Source organism: Pantoea sp. S62 (assembly GCF_016658625.1).
GTDB lineage: Bacteria > Pseudomonadota > Gammaproteobacteria > Enterobacterales > Enterobacteriaceae > Pantoea > Pantoea vagans.
In genome coordinates, this window is sequence record NZ_JACVVI010000002.1 from 482,765 (window position 1) to 501,771 (window position 19,007).

22 protein-coding genes and 2 pseudogenes are annotated in these 19,007 nt (G+C 45.1%); 18 read left to right on the forward strand and 6 right to left on the reverse strand.

All coding sequences use genetic code 11. The annotated features are described in order from the left end of the window. The first annotated feature begins 217 nt into the window (after positions 1-217). From IBT54_RS04905 to IBT54_RS04955, 11 genes are read left to right on the forward strand one after another with little or no spacing between them, the layout of a single operon-like run. Complete coding sequence (locus IBT54_RS04905) at positions 218-772, forward strand: hypothetical protein (protein WP_236262922.1); 555 nt, start codon at positions 218-220, stop codon at positions 770-772. After that, positions 772-1,410, forward strand: a complete 639-nt coding sequence (locus IBT54_RS04910; RefSeq protein WP_201251695.1) for a DUF2163 domain-containing protein — start codon at positions 772-774, stop codon at positions 1,408-1,410. The genes IBT54_RS04905 and IBT54_RS04910 overlap by 1 nt, the downstream gene beginning before the upstream one ends. After that, positions 1,410-1,811, forward strand: coding sequence for a hypothetical protein (locus IBT54_RS04915; protein ID WP_201251696.1), 402 nt, complete (start codon positions 1,410-1,412; stop codon positions 1,809-1,811). Before IBT54_RS04910 ends, IBT54_RS04915 begins: the two co-directional genes overlap by 1 nt. A gap of 1 nt (position 1,812) precedes the next feature. Then, positions 1,813-4,911 (forward strand): fibronectin type III domain-containing protein, encoded by a 3,099-nt coding sequence (locus IBT54_RS04920; RefSeq protein WP_201251697.1) that lies wholly within the window; start codon positions 1,813-1,815, stop codon positions 4,909-4,911. A 36-nt stretch (positions 4,912-4,947) separates the two neighbouring features. Then, positions 4,948-6,018 (forward strand): DUF6453 family protein, encoded by a 1,071-nt coding sequence (locus IBT54_RS04925; protein WP_201251698.1) that lies wholly within the window; start codon positions 4,948-4,950, stop codon positions 6,016-6,018. A 44-nt stretch (positions 6,019-6,062) separates the two neighbouring features. Further along, entirely contained in the window at positions 6,063-6,326 is a 264-nt protein-coding gene (locus tag IBT54_RS04930) for a DUF1515 family protein (protein ID WP_201251699.1), read from the forward strand. 60 nt (positions 6,327-6,386) lie between these two features. Continuing rightward, on the forward strand, positions 6,387-6,839 hold the full coding sequence (locus tag IBT54_RS04935; RefSeq protein WP_201251700.1) for a glycoside hydrolase family protein: 453 nt from the start codon (positions 6,387-6,389) through the stop codon (positions 6,837-6,839). Continuing rightward, the gene (locus IBT54_RS04940; RefSeq protein ID WP_236262929.1) at positions 6,832-7,260 is read left to right on the forward strand and encodes a hypothetical protein; all 429 of its coding nucleotides are present in this window, start codon (positions 6,832-6,834) and stop codon (positions 7,258-7,260) included. Before IBT54_RS04935 ends, IBT54_RS04940 begins: the two co-directional genes overlap by 8 nt. Then, entirely contained in the window at positions 7,257-7,841 is a 585-nt protein-coding gene (locus IBT54_RS04945; RefSeq protein ID WP_201251701.1) for a hypothetical protein, read from the forward strand. The genes IBT54_RS04940 and IBT54_RS04945 overlap by 4 nt, the downstream gene beginning before the upstream one ends. A gap of 14 nt (positions 7,842-7,855) precedes the next feature. Beyond that, positions 7,856-8,176, forward strand: a complete 321-nt coding sequence (locus IBT54_RS04950) for a hypothetical protein (RefSeq protein WP_201251702.1) — start codon at positions 7,856-7,858, stop codon at positions 8,174-8,176. Positions 8,177-8,185: 9 nt separating this feature from the next. Next, positions 8,186-8,482 (forward strand): hypothetical protein, encoded by a 297-nt coding sequence (locus IBT54_RS04955; protein WP_201251703.1) that lies wholly within the window; start codon positions 8,186-8,188, stop codon positions 8,480-8,482. A 20-nt stretch (positions 8,483-8,502) separates the two neighbouring features. Here the strand turns inward: IBT54_RS04955 and IBT54_RS04960 are convergent, their stop codons facing one another. From IBT54_RS04960 to IBT54_RS04970, 3 genes are all read right to left on the reverse strand, one after another. Then, complete coding sequence (locus IBT54_RS04960) at positions 8,503-8,934, reverse strand: hypothetical protein (protein ID WP_201251704.1); 432 nt, start codon at positions 8,932-8,934, stop codon at positions 8,503-8,505. Positions 8,935-9,146: 212 nt separating this feature from the next. Continuing rightward, the gene (locus tag IBT54_RS04965; RefSeq protein ID WP_201251705.1) at positions 9,147-10,259 is read right to left on the reverse strand and encodes a DUF3800 domain-containing protein; all 1,113 of its coding nucleotides are present in this window, start codon (positions 10,257-10,259) and stop codon (positions 9,147-9,149) included. Further along, positions 10,259-10,468 carry a hypothetical protein gene (locus IBT54_RS04970; protein ID WP_201251706.1) on the reverse strand — a complete coding sequence of 70 codons (210 nt, stop codon included), beginning with the start codon at positions 10,466-10,468 and terminating at the stop codon, positions 10,259-10,261. The genes IBT54_RS04965 and IBT54_RS04970 overlap by 1 nt, the downstream gene beginning before the upstream one ends. 323 nt (positions 10,469-10,791) lie before the next feature. Between IBT54_RS04970 and IBT54_RS04975 the strand changes: the two are divergent. The 5 genes and pseudogenes from IBT54_RS04975 to IBT54_RS04995 all read left to right on the forward strand — a co-directional run. Beyond that, a pseudogene (locus IBT54_RS04975) lies at positions 10,792-11,139 on the forward strand (phosphatase); the annotation flags it as partial. 117 nt (positions 11,140-11,256) lie between these two features. After that, positions 11,257-11,889 (forward strand): hypothetical protein, encoded by a 633-nt coding sequence (locus IBT54_RS04980; protein ID WP_201251737.1) that lies wholly within the window; start codon positions 11,257-11,259, stop codon positions 11,887-11,889. Continuing rightward, positions 11,864-12,067 (forward strand): hypothetical protein, encoded by a 204-nt coding sequence (locus IBT54_RS04985; RefSeq protein WP_201251708.1) that lies wholly within the window; start codon positions 11,864-11,866, stop codon positions 12,065-12,067. Before IBT54_RS04980 ends, IBT54_RS04985 begins: the two co-directional genes overlap by 26 nt. A gap of 54 nt (positions 12,068-12,121) precedes the next feature. Further along, a pseudogene (locus IBT54_RS04990) lies at positions 12,122-12,313 on the forward strand (phosphatase); the annotation flags it as partial. 28 nt (positions 12,314-12,341) lie between these two features. Then, positions 12,342-12,908 carry a molecular chaperone gene (locus IBT54_RS04995; RefSeq protein WP_150009581.1) on the forward strand — a complete coding sequence of 189 codons (567 nt, stop codon included), beginning with the start codon at positions 12,342-12,344 and terminating at the stop codon, positions 12,906-12,908. Position 12,909: 1 nt separating this feature from the next. Here IBT54_RS04995 and IBT54_RS05000 read toward each other — a convergent pair whose 3' ends face one another. Next, complete coding sequence (locus IBT54_RS05000) at positions 12,910-14,289, reverse strand: CoA transferase (RefSeq protein WP_201251709.1); 1,380 nt, start codon at positions 14,287-14,289, stop codon at positions 12,910-12,912. Between the two features lie 46 nt (positions 14,290-14,335). Next, complete coding sequence (locus IBT54_RS05005) at positions 14,336-15,220, reverse strand: DMT family transporter (protein WP_013357563.1); 885 nt, start codon at positions 15,218-15,220, stop codon at positions 14,336-14,338. A gap of 172 nt (positions 15,221-15,392) precedes the next feature. Between IBT54_RS05005 and IBT54_RS05010 the strand changes: the two genes are divergently transcribed. Next, positions 15,393-16,118, forward strand: coding sequence for a glutamine amidotransferase (locus IBT54_RS05010; protein ID WP_201251710.1), 726 nt, complete (start codon positions 15,393-15,395; stop codon positions 16,116-16,118). Here the strand turns inward: IBT54_RS05010 and IBT54_RS05015 are convergent. Further along, positions 16,106-16,669, reverse strand: coding sequence for a class I SAM-dependent methyltransferase (locus IBT54_RS05015; protein WP_013357565.1), 564 nt, complete (start codon positions 16,667-16,669; stop codon positions 16,106-16,108). The two genes, IBT54_RS05010 and IBT54_RS05015, sit on opposite strands and share 13 nt — an antisense overlap. Before the next feature lie 233 nt (positions 16,670-16,902). Between IBT54_RS05015 and IBT54_RS05020 the strand changes: the two genes are divergently transcribed. After that, positions 16,903-18,423, forward strand: coding sequence for an aldehyde dehydrogenase family protein (locus IBT54_RS05020; protein WP_013357566.1), 1,521 nt, complete (start codon positions 16,903-16,905; stop codon positions 18,421-18,423). Positions 18,424-19,007 lie beyond the last annotated feature (584 nt).

The following is a 19,007-nucleotide window of genomic DNA, read 5'->3' on the forward strand; positions in this document are numbered from 1 at the left end:
AAAGTTATATTCTATATAAAGAGATTCCTAAGCGAGACAGTATCAACTTTTGAAGGGAAGTGTCTACCTTAGGAAAGTTATATTCTATATAAAGAGATTCCTAAGGTAGACACTGACAAGCATAAATAATTAAAGCCCGGTATAAGTCTGTTTTATTCCTTTTAGCAGCAACCGGGCTTTTTCCATTTATAAATACCAGAAACCAAGAGGATTCACTATGGCATTTTCAAGCAACATTAAAGTAACTGGATTCCAGTTAACCAGTACTGAACCCATGTACTCTAACAGGGCATGGAACGGTGCATTAATAACCCGTAGTACCAATATTCAGTACTATCAAATTCAGTTTACACTGAACTTCAACCAGAAAGACCAAGCAGAAATCAAACAATTCTTAGCACAATATTCACAGGCTAGACCTTTTCAGATGGACTTAGGTTATCTCAGTCAATATACGGGTATTCAGAATTCAGCACTATCAGCAACCTCAGTAACAGCAGCTGGTACATACAGAGTGAATACACAAGCTAATAATCTTGAAGTTGGTTCATTGATTCAGTTCAGTAATCATTCAAAGATATACCGCGTTATTGCAAACACCAGCGGTGTACTAAGCATATTCCCAAATCTACGCCAACAGGTACAGGCTGGTGAAAATATTAAATTCAATAATATTCAGGGGCAATTTGTACTGGACATTGATAACGACTATCAAATCCAGGTACAAAATGTAATGAGTATTCAACTCAAAGCTACGGAGTACTTAAACTAATGAACGAATCAGTATTCACTAATCAGACACTACTAGACTTTTATAATCTCAAACGTGGTACTAATAAAACTCGTTTAACCATGAGTGATGTTACTTCACTTGGTGTAATAGTACGTTGTGTTGATATCTATCCAGTACCGGGTAGTCCTGCACCACAGTTACACCTTACTGATGCATTCACTGACGTAATGGCGAATGGTATTACATATACCAGTTTTCCCGACTTTATTAACAATAGTTTCCCAACATTCAATGAACAGAAAGATATCCAGAATGAATCTTTAAGTTTTCGTATTAGTAATGTTGAGCCAAGTTTTAGAGTACTGGCAACTTCTGGAGCATTTCGCAAGGCAAAGGTAAATATCTATCTAACTATAATGAGTCCCGCTGATAATACCGTAATTGATCACGACATGATGTTTAGTGGTTATATCGATTACTTCGAAGTATCGGCAAACAATCAGAGTCAGGGAATCATCAATGAGATTACAGTAAACATTAACAGTATATGGAATAAGCTAGATGTACAGATGCGAACCCTTGCGGCTAACTCAGTACACCAGTCAACACATCCCGGAGATGAATTCTTTTCATTACTAGGTATTATTCATAGTCAACAATATTGGGCATTTAAATAATGAGAAGTAAGATAAATAAAATTGTAGAAATCGCAGATGACACAATCAATAATCCATATGTAATAGGTACTAATGATTGTAACATTTTAGTACTAAGAGTTATCGATTTACTATGTGATACCAACTACACAGAAAAAGCAACTGGTTATACTTCGATTAAAGAAGGTTTAAAGATACTAAAAAATAATGGTTTTAAAGACCTCGAAGAACTAGTACAGAAACATTGTACTGAAGTAGAACTACCAATACTTGGTGATATCTACATTATCGAAGGAATAATGGCTAGTATATTCCTTCATGAAACTTATATTGAAGTAGACCATGAAAGACACGTCTTTAAAAACGTGCATACCCCAAAGGAATTGAAGGGTAAAATATATAGAATAAACAGGGAAGGTTAATATGGGTAGTAGTTCAGGGGGCGGTATTTTATCCGCTGTTATTATGGGCGTTGCAGTTGCAGCCGCCGCATTCACAGGAGGTACTAGCCTTTATGTTGCAGCGGCCTGGGGTGCAGGTGCAGCAGCCGCAAGCTATATTGCATCTAGTTCACTTACTTCTTTATCACCTAATACACAGGGTTATAATGACACTGCCAGTACTATAACACGTTCAACGGCTCCACAAAGCGGTATGCCAATCCTGTATGGGGGTGATGGTCTTAATGATTGGTGCAAAGTTGGTTCAATTGTACCATGGTATAACGTATCGAATGATAGTTCACAGTACCTCTTTACTCAACATGCCTTAGCAATGGGTGAAGTTGGTAACTTGATAAATCAGATTTACTTTGACGACGAGCCAGTACTGGCAAATCAAATAGCATATGAAGGTGTTGTAAATCCATCTGACATACTAGAGAAGTTCAGACCTTACTTGCAGTTAGAGGTACGATTTGGTAAATCATCTTATGCAGGTACTAATTCACTAGCAACAAAATACGCTGGTAATAAATGGAATAATAATTTTAAAGGTAATGGTGTAGTACAGATCAGTACTGTAATCAAGAAAACACAAACCAGCCTTGAGAAAGATATTCTTACAAACGATAACTACGTATTAACTTGTGAAATTAAGGGTATGTTAATCCGTGATTTGTACACTGGTAAAATAGCAGCAAGTTCAAATCCACCAAGCCAATTGTATGACTTTCTAACTAATACTGAATATGGTATGTCAATTGACCCAAACAATATTGATTTAACATCATTTCAGGCAGCGGCAAACCTTTGCCAGCAGTACAGGTTTAAATCAGTTGGTAACATTAGTTACAGTGATTCATACAAAAGTAACATCGAAAAGATCTTAATGACCTTTGGTGGTATTACATATATTCATGCTGGTAAGTTATATCTAACTATGGATTTACCCGGTTCAAGTGTTGCGACATTTGATGAATCTAATATGTTTGGTAATGTTAAACTTACTACTACTGGTACGGCAGATTACTTTAACTGTATTGATGCAAGCTGGGTAAACATCGGCAATAGTTACAGTACTGATGTAATTCGTATTCCAAGTGATATTGCTACTAATGAAGTCATTGAAAGTGACGGTACTATTATAGCTAAAGCAATGTCATATGAATTCGTACATGATAAAGATCAGTTAACATACCTAGTCAATATTGAACTTCTAAAATCGAAGTACTTACAGAATACCCTAGTGTTCAGTACTGACTCAGCATGGAACCTTCAGGTGTGGCAGGTAATCACCGTAAACTTTGCAGAGTATGGAATCAATAACAAACAGTATCGTATACTTGGTAAAGAAATCGTTACTGATAATGAAAACGTCGGAATGATGACAGTAACGTGTGTTGAGTACAGCCCTGGTGTTTACACTGGTGAAGATCCCGGTATTTTCCCCGTAGATGGTTCAGTACTATCAACAATCACCGTACAGCCTCCATCAAACCTACAGGTTATCAAAAAGGGTGGAGTAGTATCGGGTAACGTTGTATCAATGTCATGGACTGCTTCACCAGACCAGTACTTACGTGGATATTACTTGTACTACAGGATCGCGGGTGCGGCCTTATGGACATACGCAGGACAGGTTAACCAGTACGTGAACACCTTTGATGTGTTCAACCTTGACCCTGATGTGAGTTATGATTTCTCAGTCATGGCCTATAACAACTTGGGTATTCTATCGGCAAGGGTAAGTTTAACTAACCAACGTCCAGATTATGAATTCACACTACCAAATATCACAAATCTAGTACTAAAGAATAATGATTTGGGTGGTGCGAACACTACCAGTGGTGATTTCCTTATCGGATGGGATGATCAATCAACATTAAAAGTAAATGGCTTGATGTTTGGTCAGTACTTCAGCCGTTATCAAATCAAGGTGTATAACACTTCTGGCTCATTACTTAATACATATTTTTCAAGTACTAACCAGTTTAACTACCAGTTCCAGTACAACAAGAATGATGGTACGAACCGTAGCGTGATACTAGGCGTAACAGCCCTAGGACGCACTACAGGGACTTATTCACAGGAAGTAAGGATTACGGTTAAGAATCCACAAGCACCTGCTCTAAAGGGCTTCCAGGCACGTTCAGTTATAGGTCAGATTGTATTTGAATGGTCTAACCCAATAGACTCATCAGATCCTACATACTCACAGGTAAAAGATTACGCGGGTGTATATATCCAGATAAGTAACACTGAAAACTTCAGTAGTATTGCTAAGAACTATATCAGTACTAATCAATGGGGTGATTGGGTAACTGTTGATGATGGTCAGTACTATGTACGTGCTGGTATGATTGATATATTCGGAGTGTCAGAGATTATCTGGACTTCGACATTACCATTCTTACAACAAACCTCAGTTCCATTCAGTCAGTTGAATAATGATGTTGTTGATGGAGTACTAGCCAGTTCTGAGTTTAACACTGTTAAGACCCAGATTATTGATGATGCAAAATATAAAGGCTGGGCTGTAAGTGTAAATAATAATGGATATGTATCTGGTATTGCACTAGCAAACTCTGGAACAGAATCAGTGTTTACTATTATCGCAGACAGATTTAGTTTGATTAGTTCTGGAACAGCAGGTGATAGTACTAAGGTTTATCCATTCGTTGTTCAGAATGGAACGACATTCTTAAATAATGCTGTTATTCAAAATGCTGCAATCGGTACAGCTCAAATAAGAGATTTAAGTGTTAACAATGCGAAGATTATCGACGGTACTATTCAGGGTGCAAAAATTGCCCAAGCTACAATCATGGAAGCTAATATAGGCCAAGCCCAAATTACCGGGGCACTCATCCGAGACGCAAGTATTAATAATGCGAAGATTACAGGGGCTATATTCTCTGATAACTATCCTGGTTCTGGTGGTACTCAAGGTTGGTACATTGATAAATCGGGTGGCTTCCAGATGGGTTCACAAGATGGTAATGGACGTGTAGTACTAAATGGTAATGGATTAGCAGTTATTGATGGTGCTGGTACAGTACGCGTACAAATTGGAAGATTATAATAATAATGGGGGTTATCCCCAATAAGGAAATAAAAAATGGCAATGGGTTTTACAATTACTCCTGATGGATGGGATAAGAGAATAGATGTTACTGCTAGTTCACGGATTCTAAGCCATTTAGGACGAAATCAAATACAACTTAGTGGTACTGGTGATAACGTCGCAACTACTGTAGCACTTGAAAGAGCGTCAACAGGTGGTACATATCTATGTATTCCAAACAAGGCAGTATATGTACAGCCTAGTCCTGATAATGGTATTCCAAAAGTTAATATACTAAGGGGTGCTTCAGTCAGTGGTAACGCTCTTACGATTCGTTCATACCAGTACTACCCAAATGTACCCAATACTTTTGATATTAGTTCATTCGAAGTACCAGCAGCACAACCGCAGACCTATGGCATCGCAATGAATGATGCGACGGACTTCTGTGCAATCAGTGATGTTAGTCGTTTTGGTTACGTCACATACAGAACTACCCAAACAATCAGCGGTACATTCACACTTCCAGCATCAATTCCCAATCGTGATAGTTGTGTAGTATTTGTTCGATTCGAGAACACAGCTACACCTTTATATTATGATCGTGCTACATATCAGATCCGTACATATACGAGTTATGGTAGTACATCTGGTTCAGTTATTGGTGGCACTGTTGTTAACGTACAGATCCTTGTTGTGAGTACGGGTGTTACTCCACCAATTCCGTCTAGTGGGTTCGGTACTGTGATACGTAATGCAGCAGGTCAGGTTACTTTCAGTTCTGCATGGCCTCCTGTTATCTGGCGTGGTGGCATGGTCACATTTCCATACTACCTTGAGAACTCAACTGGTAGCCCCGCTAAGATTCAATGGAATGCCGCTACCGGTAACGTTGCGTTACCTATGGTTCCGTTAGGTTCATATGGGTTTATGTGTGGAGATTATGTAACCGCTGAAACCTACAAGAAGCGTCCAGCTTGTTACTCCGGTCTTCTAATGTCGGGTACGAGTGTTAGTACATACAGAGCCGCACCAGCAGGAGCTAACGTTGCTTACGATTACGCTCCTGTTCGTGCACAAATGGGTATTTCCATTCCAGTATTAGATGCCGCTGATTATTTTTAATAAATACTTTGAACCAAACAATATAGCGTAAGGCAAAATAAACTATGGAATGGATTATTACGGGATTATTAATCCCCGTAATCTTGGGTGTTTGGCAGATGGTTACAAAATATCTAGATAACAAGAAAGAACACGAAAAAAGATTAGACGATCTTAATACACGTGTCACTGTTGCAGAAGGAAAGATTGATAACTTGGAAGTTGACATTACAGAGATAAAAGAAATCAGGGAAGAAATTAAAAATATTCGAATGGATATTACTAAGCTAATCACACTGATTGATGAAAGAACTAAAAAAGGGCCGTAACTGGCTCTTTTTTTATGCAAGTGATAAATAGTATACGAACACATTGAAAAGGAATTCAATATGAATATTACAGAACAATTAAAACAATATGAAGGTACTAAACAGTATCAAGCTAAACTTGGTTACTACAGGAATAATAAATTCTGGACGTATAAAGATTCATTAGGCTACCCAACAGTTGGTTATGGTCACTTAGTTAAGAAGGGTGAAGACTTCTCACAGGGGATTACAGAGCAAGAAGCAACTCGTTTACTAGAAGCAGATATAACCATAGCACGTAATGATGTACAACGCCTTGGTGTAGTACTTCCACCTGACAGTAACTGGAATGACTTTCTAGTACTGATGGTATTCCAGTTGGGATTAACTAAGACTCAGCAGTTTAAGAAGTTTCTTGCGGCACTGAAGGCCGGTAACTACAACACCGCAATTATGGAAGTTAAAGACAGTAATTGGTACAGGCAAACACCAAACCGTGTTAATCAGATGATTGCGGCGGTGCTTAATGGCTAACTGGACAATGTTTTACCGTGATGACTGGAACATTGATGATGTAACAGACTATGCAGGATTTGTTTACTTGATTCAGTTTCCAGAGTCGGGAACGTACTATATCGGTGTTAAACAGGTATACAAGGGAATTAAGGACCATTCAAAGCTAAGAAGTACTTCTAAGGAATCAAACTGGAAAACATATTACAGTAGTTCAAGATCTGTTAAAGAAATGATTGATTCTGGTGAAACTTATACAAAGCAAATCCTATGGTGCTTTAAGACAGTACAGGAAGCTATGTTAGTAGAGAGTATCTTAATTGGTGTATTCGGTACTGACTGGAAGAATCTCAACAAGGCAATCATGGTTAAAACCCGATTAAGAAAAGACAATGGCGAACAGCTTCGCATCATAAAACAATTAATAGGGGATTTATCATGAATATCAACTCTGGATTCAGACCCGGACATACTCCAGCCGATGCAATTAAATGGGTAAATACCAAACAGACTGAAATAGTAGTTAATGTTCAGTCAGAGATTACGAAGAAGATACGGGCAGTAGCTTATGAACTTCAGAATAAACTAAATCAAGATATTAAAGGTGGTCCAGTACCGTTTACAAAACGGGCAATACTCTTCAACTTTATTCAGCGTGGTGAAGTACGTACTAACCAGATTATAGTACGTGGTGAACAGGCTAAGTATCTTAGTGCCGTTATTACTAAAGCGGCAGAAGTTCACGCAAAGTTTATCCCAACAGATAATGTGAAGTTAAACAAGTTTGGTAACATACCGGGATTACGTGCTGGTATGGATAAGAAGTACAAGGTAGCAACAGTCAAGGGTAAGAAGATGTTGATTGATACTACTAAAAAGAAAAAGAAACGTGATCAACGTATCGTGGCAGTTAAAGAAAGAAAAGTACGCAAATTGATATTCGACTTCTATCAAGAAGCAGAATCTGGAGCACGTCTAGCACTCTCAAACATGAACGGTACTTATTACTTTTCAAAACAATAACAAAGGAAAAACAAATGAAACTTGAAGAACATTATGATTTTGAAACAGCCAAAAATATTACATTGGCGGGTGTAAAACCACTAATGAATACTTACGCAGTAGATAAGACTCTATTCAATCCTAAGTACTTTCAATCTAAATACCCCATCGATTCATTTCAGGGTGATTGCATGAACATTGCTTTCTATCAAGGACAGGAGCCTGATATCTATCCAGGTGAGTTAATTGAATGGAAATTCTATGATGAACTTTCAATCGTTAAAGTAGTTGATACTTTTACATTGTTCGTTAAGGGGCTTCATTTTGTTTATTTCATTGTTCAAATACAAATCTAAGGACAATAAATGTTTGGTTTAATCATGAATCTCATAAGTAAGTTTGGTAACTTACTCGTTAATAAAATACCAAGTAAAAGTACTCAGGAAGTTGAATCTGAAAATACAGAAACAGCCAATGAGACAAACCGAGAAGAAATCAAAGCGGGTAAGGGTTGGCGTAGTTGTTTAGGATATGTTTGTACATTTATCCTTGCTTATAATTACATCATAGTACCGTTACTTGATCACTTTGGGATAGTACTCTTTTCTTTTCCACTATCAGATATCATTAGGATCATAGTTTTATTAATTAGTGGAAACTAAATAAAACCCCTTGCGGGGGGTTATTTTTTTATGGTAGTGGTAATTTTTGTCTCTAGATTGGTTTCAACTATAATTGTCTCTGATTGATGAACTTTTCGGCTGGTTTGTTTATTTTTAAATAGTAGCCAGTCAATAAACAGGCCGAATAATCCTAATGCTGCTATAAAAACGTATACATTACTATCATTGCTATTATTACCAAAATTAACTGCCCATGGACCAAATCCAGCAGAGACAGCTACAGCAACTGCAACAACATTAAGGATATCGATTTTTTTACCAGCTTTGTTTGTATAAGTTCCATACTCTTTACCTAAATAGCTAACACCTAGTATAGTCAAAGCAAGTGATTCCCAGCCTAACAATATAGCTGGATCTGTATTGGTCAAATACATAATTGCAATATTTAAGGATAATACTGGTAATGTAATAAAAAATAAAATCATTTTCATTGTCCTCAATAGTTTAATATTCCCAGTTGACAGTAGTATCTAAACCACGCAACTTAGTATGTTCAGTGCGTGTAGCTGTAATTATGGTTTCTCCAGTGTATTTTGAAACAATATCATAAACATCAATTTCAGTTTCCCCTATATGCCCTCTACTCCTACTGCTTATCATGGTTGGTGGTAGTTAACATAAGCCCCATACGGAGCTTTTTTTGTTAGAGATTAAATTTATTAAAAAGCCAATATTGTTTGCTTAATGGTATTACAAAGTTTGTACCTTTTGGATCTCGACTACGATTGGGTTTTATAATTCTATCAAAAGTAGAATGATATATAGTATCCATTTTTATACTTTTATACATTAACCCGTGCACATATCTATTTAAAAACCCAGCGATTATATCTGCTATCTGTATGCCCGTACTACCTTTAGAGTCTTTAAAATTCAAGGCTGGAGTTTCAACAACCTTAAAATCGCATGTTGGGATGTTAGGCATGAAATCAATATTAACTGTTTTTATTTCTGTCATGCAAAACTTTAAGGTATCGGCAAACTCGCTAGACGTATCATGTGTTAAAATGACATTAGATAATTTTCTGTTATGAATTTTATTGATTCGAGCGATCTGATTATAAAAACTATGTACGTTAGGTAATAGCTTTATGATATTGCCGTTGCTATCTAAGTCAGGAATGGGTACAAACCATCTAATAGCTATCTTTTCTGTAAACACACTTTTTCTGTAGTAATATTCTTTTAATGTTTCATCAATCATTCTACAAGTTTTTCCTTCATCATTTAGTGGGTTGCTATCACTAGAAAAGAATTCTTTTAAGGTATAAATGCAAACGAGTAACTTTTCTTCACAAGGATTTTTGCATAACTCCGAGAATGTTATGAAACAATCCTCTGGTGCATACAAACTAAGCACATCAACCAGTACAGATCTTATTAATTGTACTTGGTCTTGATCTTCATTCTCCATTGTATGTACTATAAGTTGATTTACTATAGAAACAGCTACGTTACATTTTTTATCCATTACCTCACATACTAAAGTGTATTTTTCTTTAATTACGAAATCCACTAATTCGTATACTAGTTCAGGGTTTTTTATATAATAATCTTGTGATTTTAGTTCAATTGATTCATCTATGCCGTGTCTTTCCTTCAGTGTACGTACGAAACCTTCCATTCTGCTAATTTTCCCGCTTGGTATCCCCACGCAGGAATGAGTGAAAAGGGGCTGATTAGCAAATCCCATGTCATTTTTTTTGTTAATCAAATCACCTGTGTTTCCACTTTCATCTAAGAAATATTCCATCATTACCAATCCGAATTGAACGAAGTTTCCAATTTTTTAAGGTTGGTAAGTTCCATGCGTGTAGCCTGTAGAACAGTTTCACCAATGGCTTTACTAACGATATCAAACGACCCTATTTCAGTTTGACCAATAGAGCCTTTTTTCCTGAAATTGGTTCTCACGTAGTCGTACTGATCTCTTGCGTAGTTACGTTCAAATTTTTCTTCTGTCATTTTTATAACTCTTGTGGTTAGTTTTTAAAATCATACCGTTAAGTAGCAAAGTTACAACACTTTGTACTGATAGTCGTATTGGTAGGATTTCATACATTCGTGCAGTGAATCCCATAGCCACCTTCACGCCCACTTGAGCAGCAGGCGAACAACAGAATAATTAGCACGATTACTATGGTGTTTCCCACCATTCGCTTATTTTTTACTACGGATTCCCTCGGAGTGTGACGGCGTATGTCTGTTACTATAGTCTAGTGGTATGCATATGAATTTTGACGGGGTAGGGGGATAAAGCTATGATTCTATCTAAATGTGCAGAAATTCATGCAGGGAACCCGAAATTCCCGGTTGATATCCCGGCGATTGCCGAGGCCGCAGCGCACTACGACGTGGCGCTGGAGCTGAACAACTCCTCCTTTACCCATTCGCGTCCGGGCAGCGAACCTAACTGCCGCGCTATCGCCGCCGCCGTGCGTGATGCGGGTGGACGGCTGGCATTCGGCTCCGATTCCCACACCGCGTTTACGCTGGGCCATTTCGATCACTGTCTGCGGATTGCCCGCGAAGTGGATTTTCCCGAGGATCGGGTGTTAAATGTCACGCCGCGTCGCCTGCTCGACTTTCTGGAAATGCGTAGCGGCAAATCTATTGCTGAACTGGCTGACTTTTAACAGCTTCATCGGGAACTCTGCCCCGCACAGGGGCTTTTTAGGGCCATCGCTGTCTGTTTTAAAAAATGACTTTATTCAGATACTATCAAACGTATCTGAACAAAATAAGGTCAGGGAATGAACGCTTTAAACATTGCTAAAGGTATATGGGATAGCATTAAAGGGATTCCGCAGAGTGCGTATTATGGTGCTAAACGTACCTATATAAGTACTGGTGCTGTTGGATATGACCGCAAATTACGCAACGATAGCGAAACAGAGCGATTCTACCAAGTAGTGAAATCCCTGGTTAGGAATGAAGAACCCTTACGAAGGTTGGTTACTACAGTAATTACCGAGTTTTACCGGAAACTTGACGATGAGGGCAAAGAAGCCATACATAATCAGTTGGCATATGGTGCAGGCCGTGTTAGTGGCCGTTTGGGTGGTCAGATTTTTGTGTCACAAACAGTAGCTGTGGCAATCATCAGGAATTCACGTAGTAGCTATGCCTATAAAGCCCTGTACCGTTTCAGTGCCAGCTTCACCATATCAACTGCCCTATGGCAAGGACTGATTGAAGAAGCCGCTTTGGGAAGCCGCAGATTACAGAATCACTACAATGCAATGTACTGGAAAGTACAGCCGCAAGGGCTGGACATGATCTATTTTGTCGTTGAAGACCAGCTAAAGCCATATCTCGATTATATCAATAGTCACCCTCAAACGTGCCGAAGGATTAATAATGAAATTTGTAAAATGGCTGGGTAAACTTTCGGCACACCTTCTTGAGGGTACGATAACAGCAGCGATGAGTTTCCTGGCTCTCGCTTCGCTATTTTTGTTTGATAGTCTTGCTCTGAAACTATGCGGCTTTTTCGGTTCTGTTTTGATGGGGTATGGAGCAGCTTATTTCCTTGGTAAAGCCAGAGGTGAGCAAAAGGAATGACAGTACATAGATCTCTCCCTGCCCTGAATACCCTGTGAAATAGACTCTTATAATTCCGGTAGACGGCTGGCGTTTGGCTCCGATTCCCACACCGCGTTTACGCTGGGCCATTTCGATTACTGCCTGCGGATTGCCCGTGAGGTGGATTTTCCTGAGGATCGGGTGTTAAATGTCACGCCGCGTCGCCTGCTCGACTTTCTGGAAATGCGTAGCGGCAAACATATTGCTGAACTGGCTGACTTTTAATTTATTTTGCCTCAAGGAAATCTGACTCATGAATGAGTTTTCCATTCTGTGCCGTGTGATCGGCTCACTGTTTAATCGTCAGCCGCAGGACCCGCTGCTGGTGCCACTGTTCACGCTGCTGCGTGAAGGCAAACTGCAGTCGCAGTGGCCGCTGGAGCAGGATGAACTGCTGACGCGTCTGCAACAGAACAGCGATCCGCAGGCGCTGGCCGCCGATTACAACGCGCTGTTTGTCGGCAGCGACTGTAATGTGCCGCCTTACGCCTCACAGTGGCCGGAAGGCAAAACGGAGCCGGAAGTACGTGCGTTCTTAACCTCACGCGGCATGCCGCTGAGCGATGCGCCTGCTGACCATTTTGGCGTGCTGCTGCTGGCCGCATCCTGGCTGGAAGATCAGTCAGCGGAAGATGAGAGCGCGGCGCAGCTGGCACTGTTTGAGGAGTACCTGCTGCCGTGGTGCGGAACGTTCCTGGGTAAAGTGGAAGCGCATGCAACCACGGCGTTTTATCGCACGCTGGCGATGCTGAGCCGCGAAGCAATTCAGGCGATGTATAACGAACTGCTTGAGAGCAGCGAAGAAGCGCCAGACGCCTGATTTACCACCTCGCCGGGTGCGAACCCGGCGCACAGCCCGGTGTTGCGCAGAGCTGCGGGGTGCCGGGTAGCCAGGCGGCTGCCCTGAGCCTGACCCCAAACCCCCACGGTGTTAACTCGTAACAGGGCAGGTTGTCTTTAACCCGCGGCGTAATGCCGGAACCCGAGCACTGCCCGGTGGGATGCTGCTGCAACAGCCACGCGGTGCGTGCCAGCGACAGCCGCACCTGGCTGCCATCTCCTTGCGTCACGCGTCGCCGTAATCCTTCCAGCACCGCGGCCGCCAGCAGATAGCCGGTAGCATGGTCCAGCGCCTGTACCGGCAGCGGAACCGGTTTGTCGCTCTGCTGCCACTGCATGCCGCGTTCGGCAATGCCGCATCCCATCTGCACCAGACTGTCGAAACCCCGGCGGTTGCGCCACGGACCCTGCCAGCCCCAGGCATTCAGACCGGCATCAACCAGACCGGGCGAGAGTGACTGAAGCGTCTTCGCATCAAACCCCAGCCGTTCCAGCGCATCCGCCCGGTAGCCATGCACCAGCACGTCCGCCTCACGTAGCAGGCGGATAAACTGATCGCGATCGGCGGGTTGTGTCAGGTCGAGCATCGCACGACGTTTGCCGCAGCTCATCTCCTCATCCAGCGTCGGCTCCTGCCAGCCTGGCGGATCGATGCGCAACACACTGGCCCCCAGGCTGGCCAGAAACCGCGTGGCGACCGGCCCGGCAATAATGCGTGTCAGATCCAGTACCCTGATACCCAGTAATGGGCGCGCTTCGGCCAGCGGCCACGCCGGAGCGGGTGCCGCGAGTGTTGTTTTCCAGCTAAACAGCGGCTCATGCTGCACGGCCTGGCCCTGGGGATGCAGCTGCCAGGCGGCGGCGCTGCGCATTTCAGCGGCGCAGCCATCGGCATCAATAATCGCCTGCTCCAGTTCGCTTGCCTGCCACTGTTGCACCTGCTGTGCCAGCGCCGCGCGATCGGCGTGCGCGCCCAGCACCTGTTCCATCGCCAGCCGGTGATGCGCGGCGTTGGTGTGCAGGCGGATCCAGCCATCGCGGCTGCGATAGTCACCGGCAAACGCATCCCACATCGCGGGCGCAGCACGGTTCAGCGGGATAAAGCTCTGCTGAAACCAGCGCGACGCCAGGCGCACATTGACAGCGACGGGTGGAGAGAGATATTCAGGGTGGGAGGCGGCGACCAGTGCGGCGGTGGCCTGGGTTGCCAGACCGATGCTGGTGGCCGCCAGTTCACTGACGGCAAAAGCAGAAGCGAAGGTGGCGCGCTCAAGGAAGGCAGGAAGAGGCAAGGCGTCATCGCGACCCCGTAATCCCTGCTGCATCTGCTGCCAGAGCGCGGCGGCAAGCTGTGAGTCCATATTGTGCTTCCTGAGAGGGGAGATTTCTCAAGCATAGCACGCAGGATTAACGCCGCCGCAGGCGCGGGAAGCGCGCATGCATCCGCAGGTTACGCAGGTTGAGCACCGCGATAGCCGTGCCCAGGATCACCAGCGAGGCGCCGATAATCTTAAAGCTGTTGAGGCTGTCACCCAGCACGATAATCCCCATCACCACCGATAAAACCGGCGTCAGCAGCGAGTAGGGCATGATCAGATTGACGTTATATTTCTTCAGCAGCATATACCACAGCGTATAGGCCACAATCGATGAGGCGATGGCGCTATAAAGAATGGCAAACCAGCCGCGCCAGCCCGCATGCTGCAGCGCATAGAGCTGATGGGATTCCATCACCAGACTGGAGCCGCCGACGATGGGAATCGCCAGAAACGCAATCCAGCCGGTCATGGTCAGCGGTTTAATCGGCGGCGACTTTTTCACTATCAGGTTACTGACGGCCCAGCCGGTGGCGCTGCACAACAGCAGACAGAGCACCCACCACGAGGGAATCGTCGGACTGCCAGAGAGCACCACCACGCCGCTCAGCGAAATCATAATGCCCAGCAGCTGCACCAGCTTTAGCTTTTCTTTCAGCACCACCATTGCCAGCAACATCGCAATCGGCGTGCCCAGCTGTACCACAATCGCGCCGGTACCGGCATCGGTGTAACGCAGGCCGACAAACAGCAGCGAGAAGTGCATAAAGCCGAAGGTAAAAGCCAGCAACAGCAGCCAGGGCAACTGCTGACGGTTAATACGGCAGAACGGCACCAGCACGATGGCGACGACCACAAAGCGCATAAACGTCAGAAACAGCGGCGGCAACTCCAGCAGCCCCCATTTCACCGCCACGTTGTTGAAGGCCCAGATGGAAACCACCATCAGAATCAGAAAAAAATGCCGCACAGCCACGATAATATCCTTTCGATGATTTTTGCTTAGCTCGCTAATGATGGCACGAACTGCGGCACTCCAGCCAATCGCAGTGAGAAATTTTCTGCAATTGCGGTGCAGCCCGATGAGACTTTCGGGCGTGATGCTGGCAGACTGATTTGAAACGACTTCTTAAAGGAACCGATTCGGTATGACCTATACGTCCGCCTTACCCCTTGCGTTGATTCAGCTTGAAGTCCCACCCGCAAACGTCGTTTCAGAGATTGGTGAACAGCCGCGCTGGTTTATTGATGCACTGAATCTGCAACCCGATGAGTACCTGATTGTGCGGCCTCATCTGGGCGAAGCCTTACCCGATTTTGATCAGATTTCCGGCGCGATCCTCAGCGGTTCATGGGCGATGGTCACCGATCACGCCGACTGGAGTGAGCGCAGCGCCGCCTGGGTCAGAGCGGCGATTGATCAGGGTCTGCCGCTGCTCGGTGTCTGTTACGGCCATCAGCTGATGGCTTATGCGCTGGGCGGTGAGGTGGCAGACAATCCCAACGGCTGGGAACGCGGTCTGTTACCCATTCGCTGCTCCGATCAGACCCAGCGCGATCCGCTGCTGCAGAAGCTGCCCGCCGACTTCAGCGTCTGGTTGTCGCATCGTCAGTCGGTCGTCAGTACGCCGTCCGGGGCGCAGGTGCTGGCCGCTTCTGCGCGCGATGGCTGTCAGATTGTGCGTTATTCACCGCAGGCACTCTCGGTACAGTTCCATCCCGAATTTTCACGGCACATTATGAGTGTCTGTACGCCGCCAGGCTGCAAAGAGGATGGGACCAACGAGATTGAGGGCAAAGACTGGGCGCGCGAGTTGCTGGTGACGTTCTGGCAACAGACGCGCCCGGCAGTGGAGCGTGCTCAGGGCGCGTAGTGACGCGTGCAGCGATAGACCCACGCGGGTGGCACGTTTTTCAGCACCCGCTGGCGCTCCCAGGTGAAGTAACGCGACAGATCGGGCTGGGTCAGTGAGGTGTACTGGAACTGCACAAAAACACCGTCCGGGCCAAGGGCGTTATAGACCGCTCGCAGAATGGCTTCACGCAGTTCGGGCGGTAATGAGAGCAGCGGCAGGCCGGAGAAGATCACGTCATAGTTGCCGTTCAGATACTCCGCAGAACAGGTGCGCACGGTCATGCGCGGGTCCTCCAGTGCGGTTAGCTTGTCTGCCAGCGTAGTGCAGATTTCAAAGGCATCCAGTGTTGCGTCGGGTGCCATCTGTGCCAGTATCTGTCGGGTCAGTACGCCATCACCCGCGCCAAGTTCCGCTATGCGCGCCGCTACAGGCCATTTCACCGACGTAATCATCGTCCGGCACAACGCCTCTGACGAGGGGGTAATGCTGCCCATCTTGCGCGGATTGCGTATAAACTGATGCACGAAATTGGCTTTAGCGCGCATCTGGGTAAAAGCTGAAGCCAGCATGCTTATCTCCGGAATGAATTCATCCTCAGGTTGACCCCCTTTGTGCCGCACAAGTTTCTCTCTGACTACCCTTTCGGGGAAAAGTCGGAATTTTCTCTAAGCGCAGCGTAAACGCCTATTCCTTCGGGGCGGTCACAGTTTCCGGTTAACAGACCTGACAGGCTCACAATGATCCTTCATGTTAATAATAAGTTTCATCATTGTTACGTCAGTCACCTGTCAGGAGAATGATCATGCGTTACGCTGCCCCCGGAGAACAGGGTTCTCTGATTACGCTACAGAAGAAGTATGGCAACTTCATTAATGGTGAATTCGTCGCGCCGGTGAAGGGTAACTACTTTACTAACACCTCGCCGGTAAACGGCTCTGCGGCCGGTGAGTTCCCGCGCTCAGACGCGGCCGATGTGGATAACGCGGTGGCCGCCGCGGCAGCGGCAGCGGACGCCTGGGGCAAGACCTCACCGCAACAACGCGCGCTGCTGCTACTGAAAATTGCCGATCGGCTGGAACAGCATCTGGAGACCATGGCGGTCTATGAAACCTGGGATAACGGTAAACCAGTGCGCGAAACGCTGGCGGCCGATATGCCGCTGGCGGTCGATCACTTCCGCTACTTTGCCGGTTGTGTCCGGGCGCAGGAGGGCAGCGCGGCAGAGATTGATGAGTTCACCGCTGCCTACCATTTCCATGAGCCGCTGGGCGTGGTGGCGCAGATTATCCCATGGAACTTCCCGCTGTTGATGGCGGCCTGGAAACTGGCTCCGGCGCTGGGCGCAGGGAACTGCGTTGTGCTGAAACCGGCTGAACAGACGCCGCTGTCGATCACTATCTTTGTCGATCTGATTAAAGATTTGCTGCCACCGGGCGTGCTGAATGTGGTGCACGGCTTTGGTAAAGAGGCGGGTGAGGCGCTGGCGTCCCATTCCGGTATCGCCAAGGTCGCCTTCACCGGCTCTACCGCTACCGGCGGGCACATTCTGGAGCTGGCCGCCAAAAGTCTGATCCCCTCGACGGTCGAACTGGGTGGCAAGTCACCGAACATCTTCTTTGAAGACATCATGCAGGCGGAGGAGAGCTTTATTGAGAAAGCGGCCGAAGGCGTGGTACTGGGCTTCCTGAATCAGGGCGAAGTCTGCACCTGTCCATCGCGTGCGCTGGTGCAGGAGTCGATCTACGAGCCGTTTATGGCGGCGGTGATGAAGCGGGTGAAAACCATCAAACGCGGTGACCCGCTGGACACCGATACCATGGTAGGCGCGCAGGCGTCGCAGCAGCAGTTCGATAAAATCCTCTCTTATCTTGAGGTGGCACGGCAGGAGGGCGCAGAAGTGCTGGTGGGCGGCGGCGTAGAGAAGCTGGATGACTCACTCAATAGCGGCTACTACATCCAGCCAACCCTGCTGAAAGGTAACAACAGCATGCGGGTGTTCCAGGAGGAGATCTTTGGCCCGGTGATCGGCATCACCACTTTTAAAGATGAGGCGGAAGCGATCAGCATCGCCAACGACTCGATTTATGGCCTGGGTGCCGGCGTCTGGACCCGCGATATCAACCGTGCCTATCGGGTGGGCAGGGCGATCAAAGCGGGGCGCGTCTGGACAAACTGTTATCACCTCTATCCGGCGCACGCTGCCTTTGGCGGCTACAAGAAGTCGGGCATCGGGCGTGAAACCCACAAAATGATGCTCGATCACTATCAGCAGACGAAAAACCTGCTGGTCAGCTACAGTATTGAGCCGCTGGGCTTCTTCTGATGGTCTTAATAGATGCCGGACTATCCCGGCATGTTGTCTCACAAAACCACGCTACTGCGTGGTTTTTTTAGGTTAAAAGGCCGAAACCCGTTAGGAAATATCTGGTAGCCAGTTTTTAAAAGCGAACCGGTAAAGAACAATTAATCAGTCTGGTCTGAAAGCGCATCTGGCCTGATTAACGTTTCGCTTAACCCCTTCCAATCCCCACCCTGCCTGGTTTACATCCCCCTCACTGTAAATCCGTATAAGGTATTGATATTTATATAAATATATAAATATCCCCTCACGACTCAGCATAGTTGCAGACTGCCTGTACGACATAAAAACTTTGAAATTTGGCTTAAATCAGAACCATTAAAAACGTGAGTGCTTTTAATAGCAATCTCAGAGGAAACTTATTTATGTGCAAAAAAACTTCATATTTTCGCAAGTTGTTAAGATTAGTCCTAACCGTGTGCTTAAAAGTAACACATATTTGTATTAACTTAATTTGTTAAGTTTTACTTGAGTAAATTCTTCTGAAAGTGGGCCGTTGAAATTTTGTCAATCTTCTGTAAACTCGCAGCTAATATTTACACATGGAT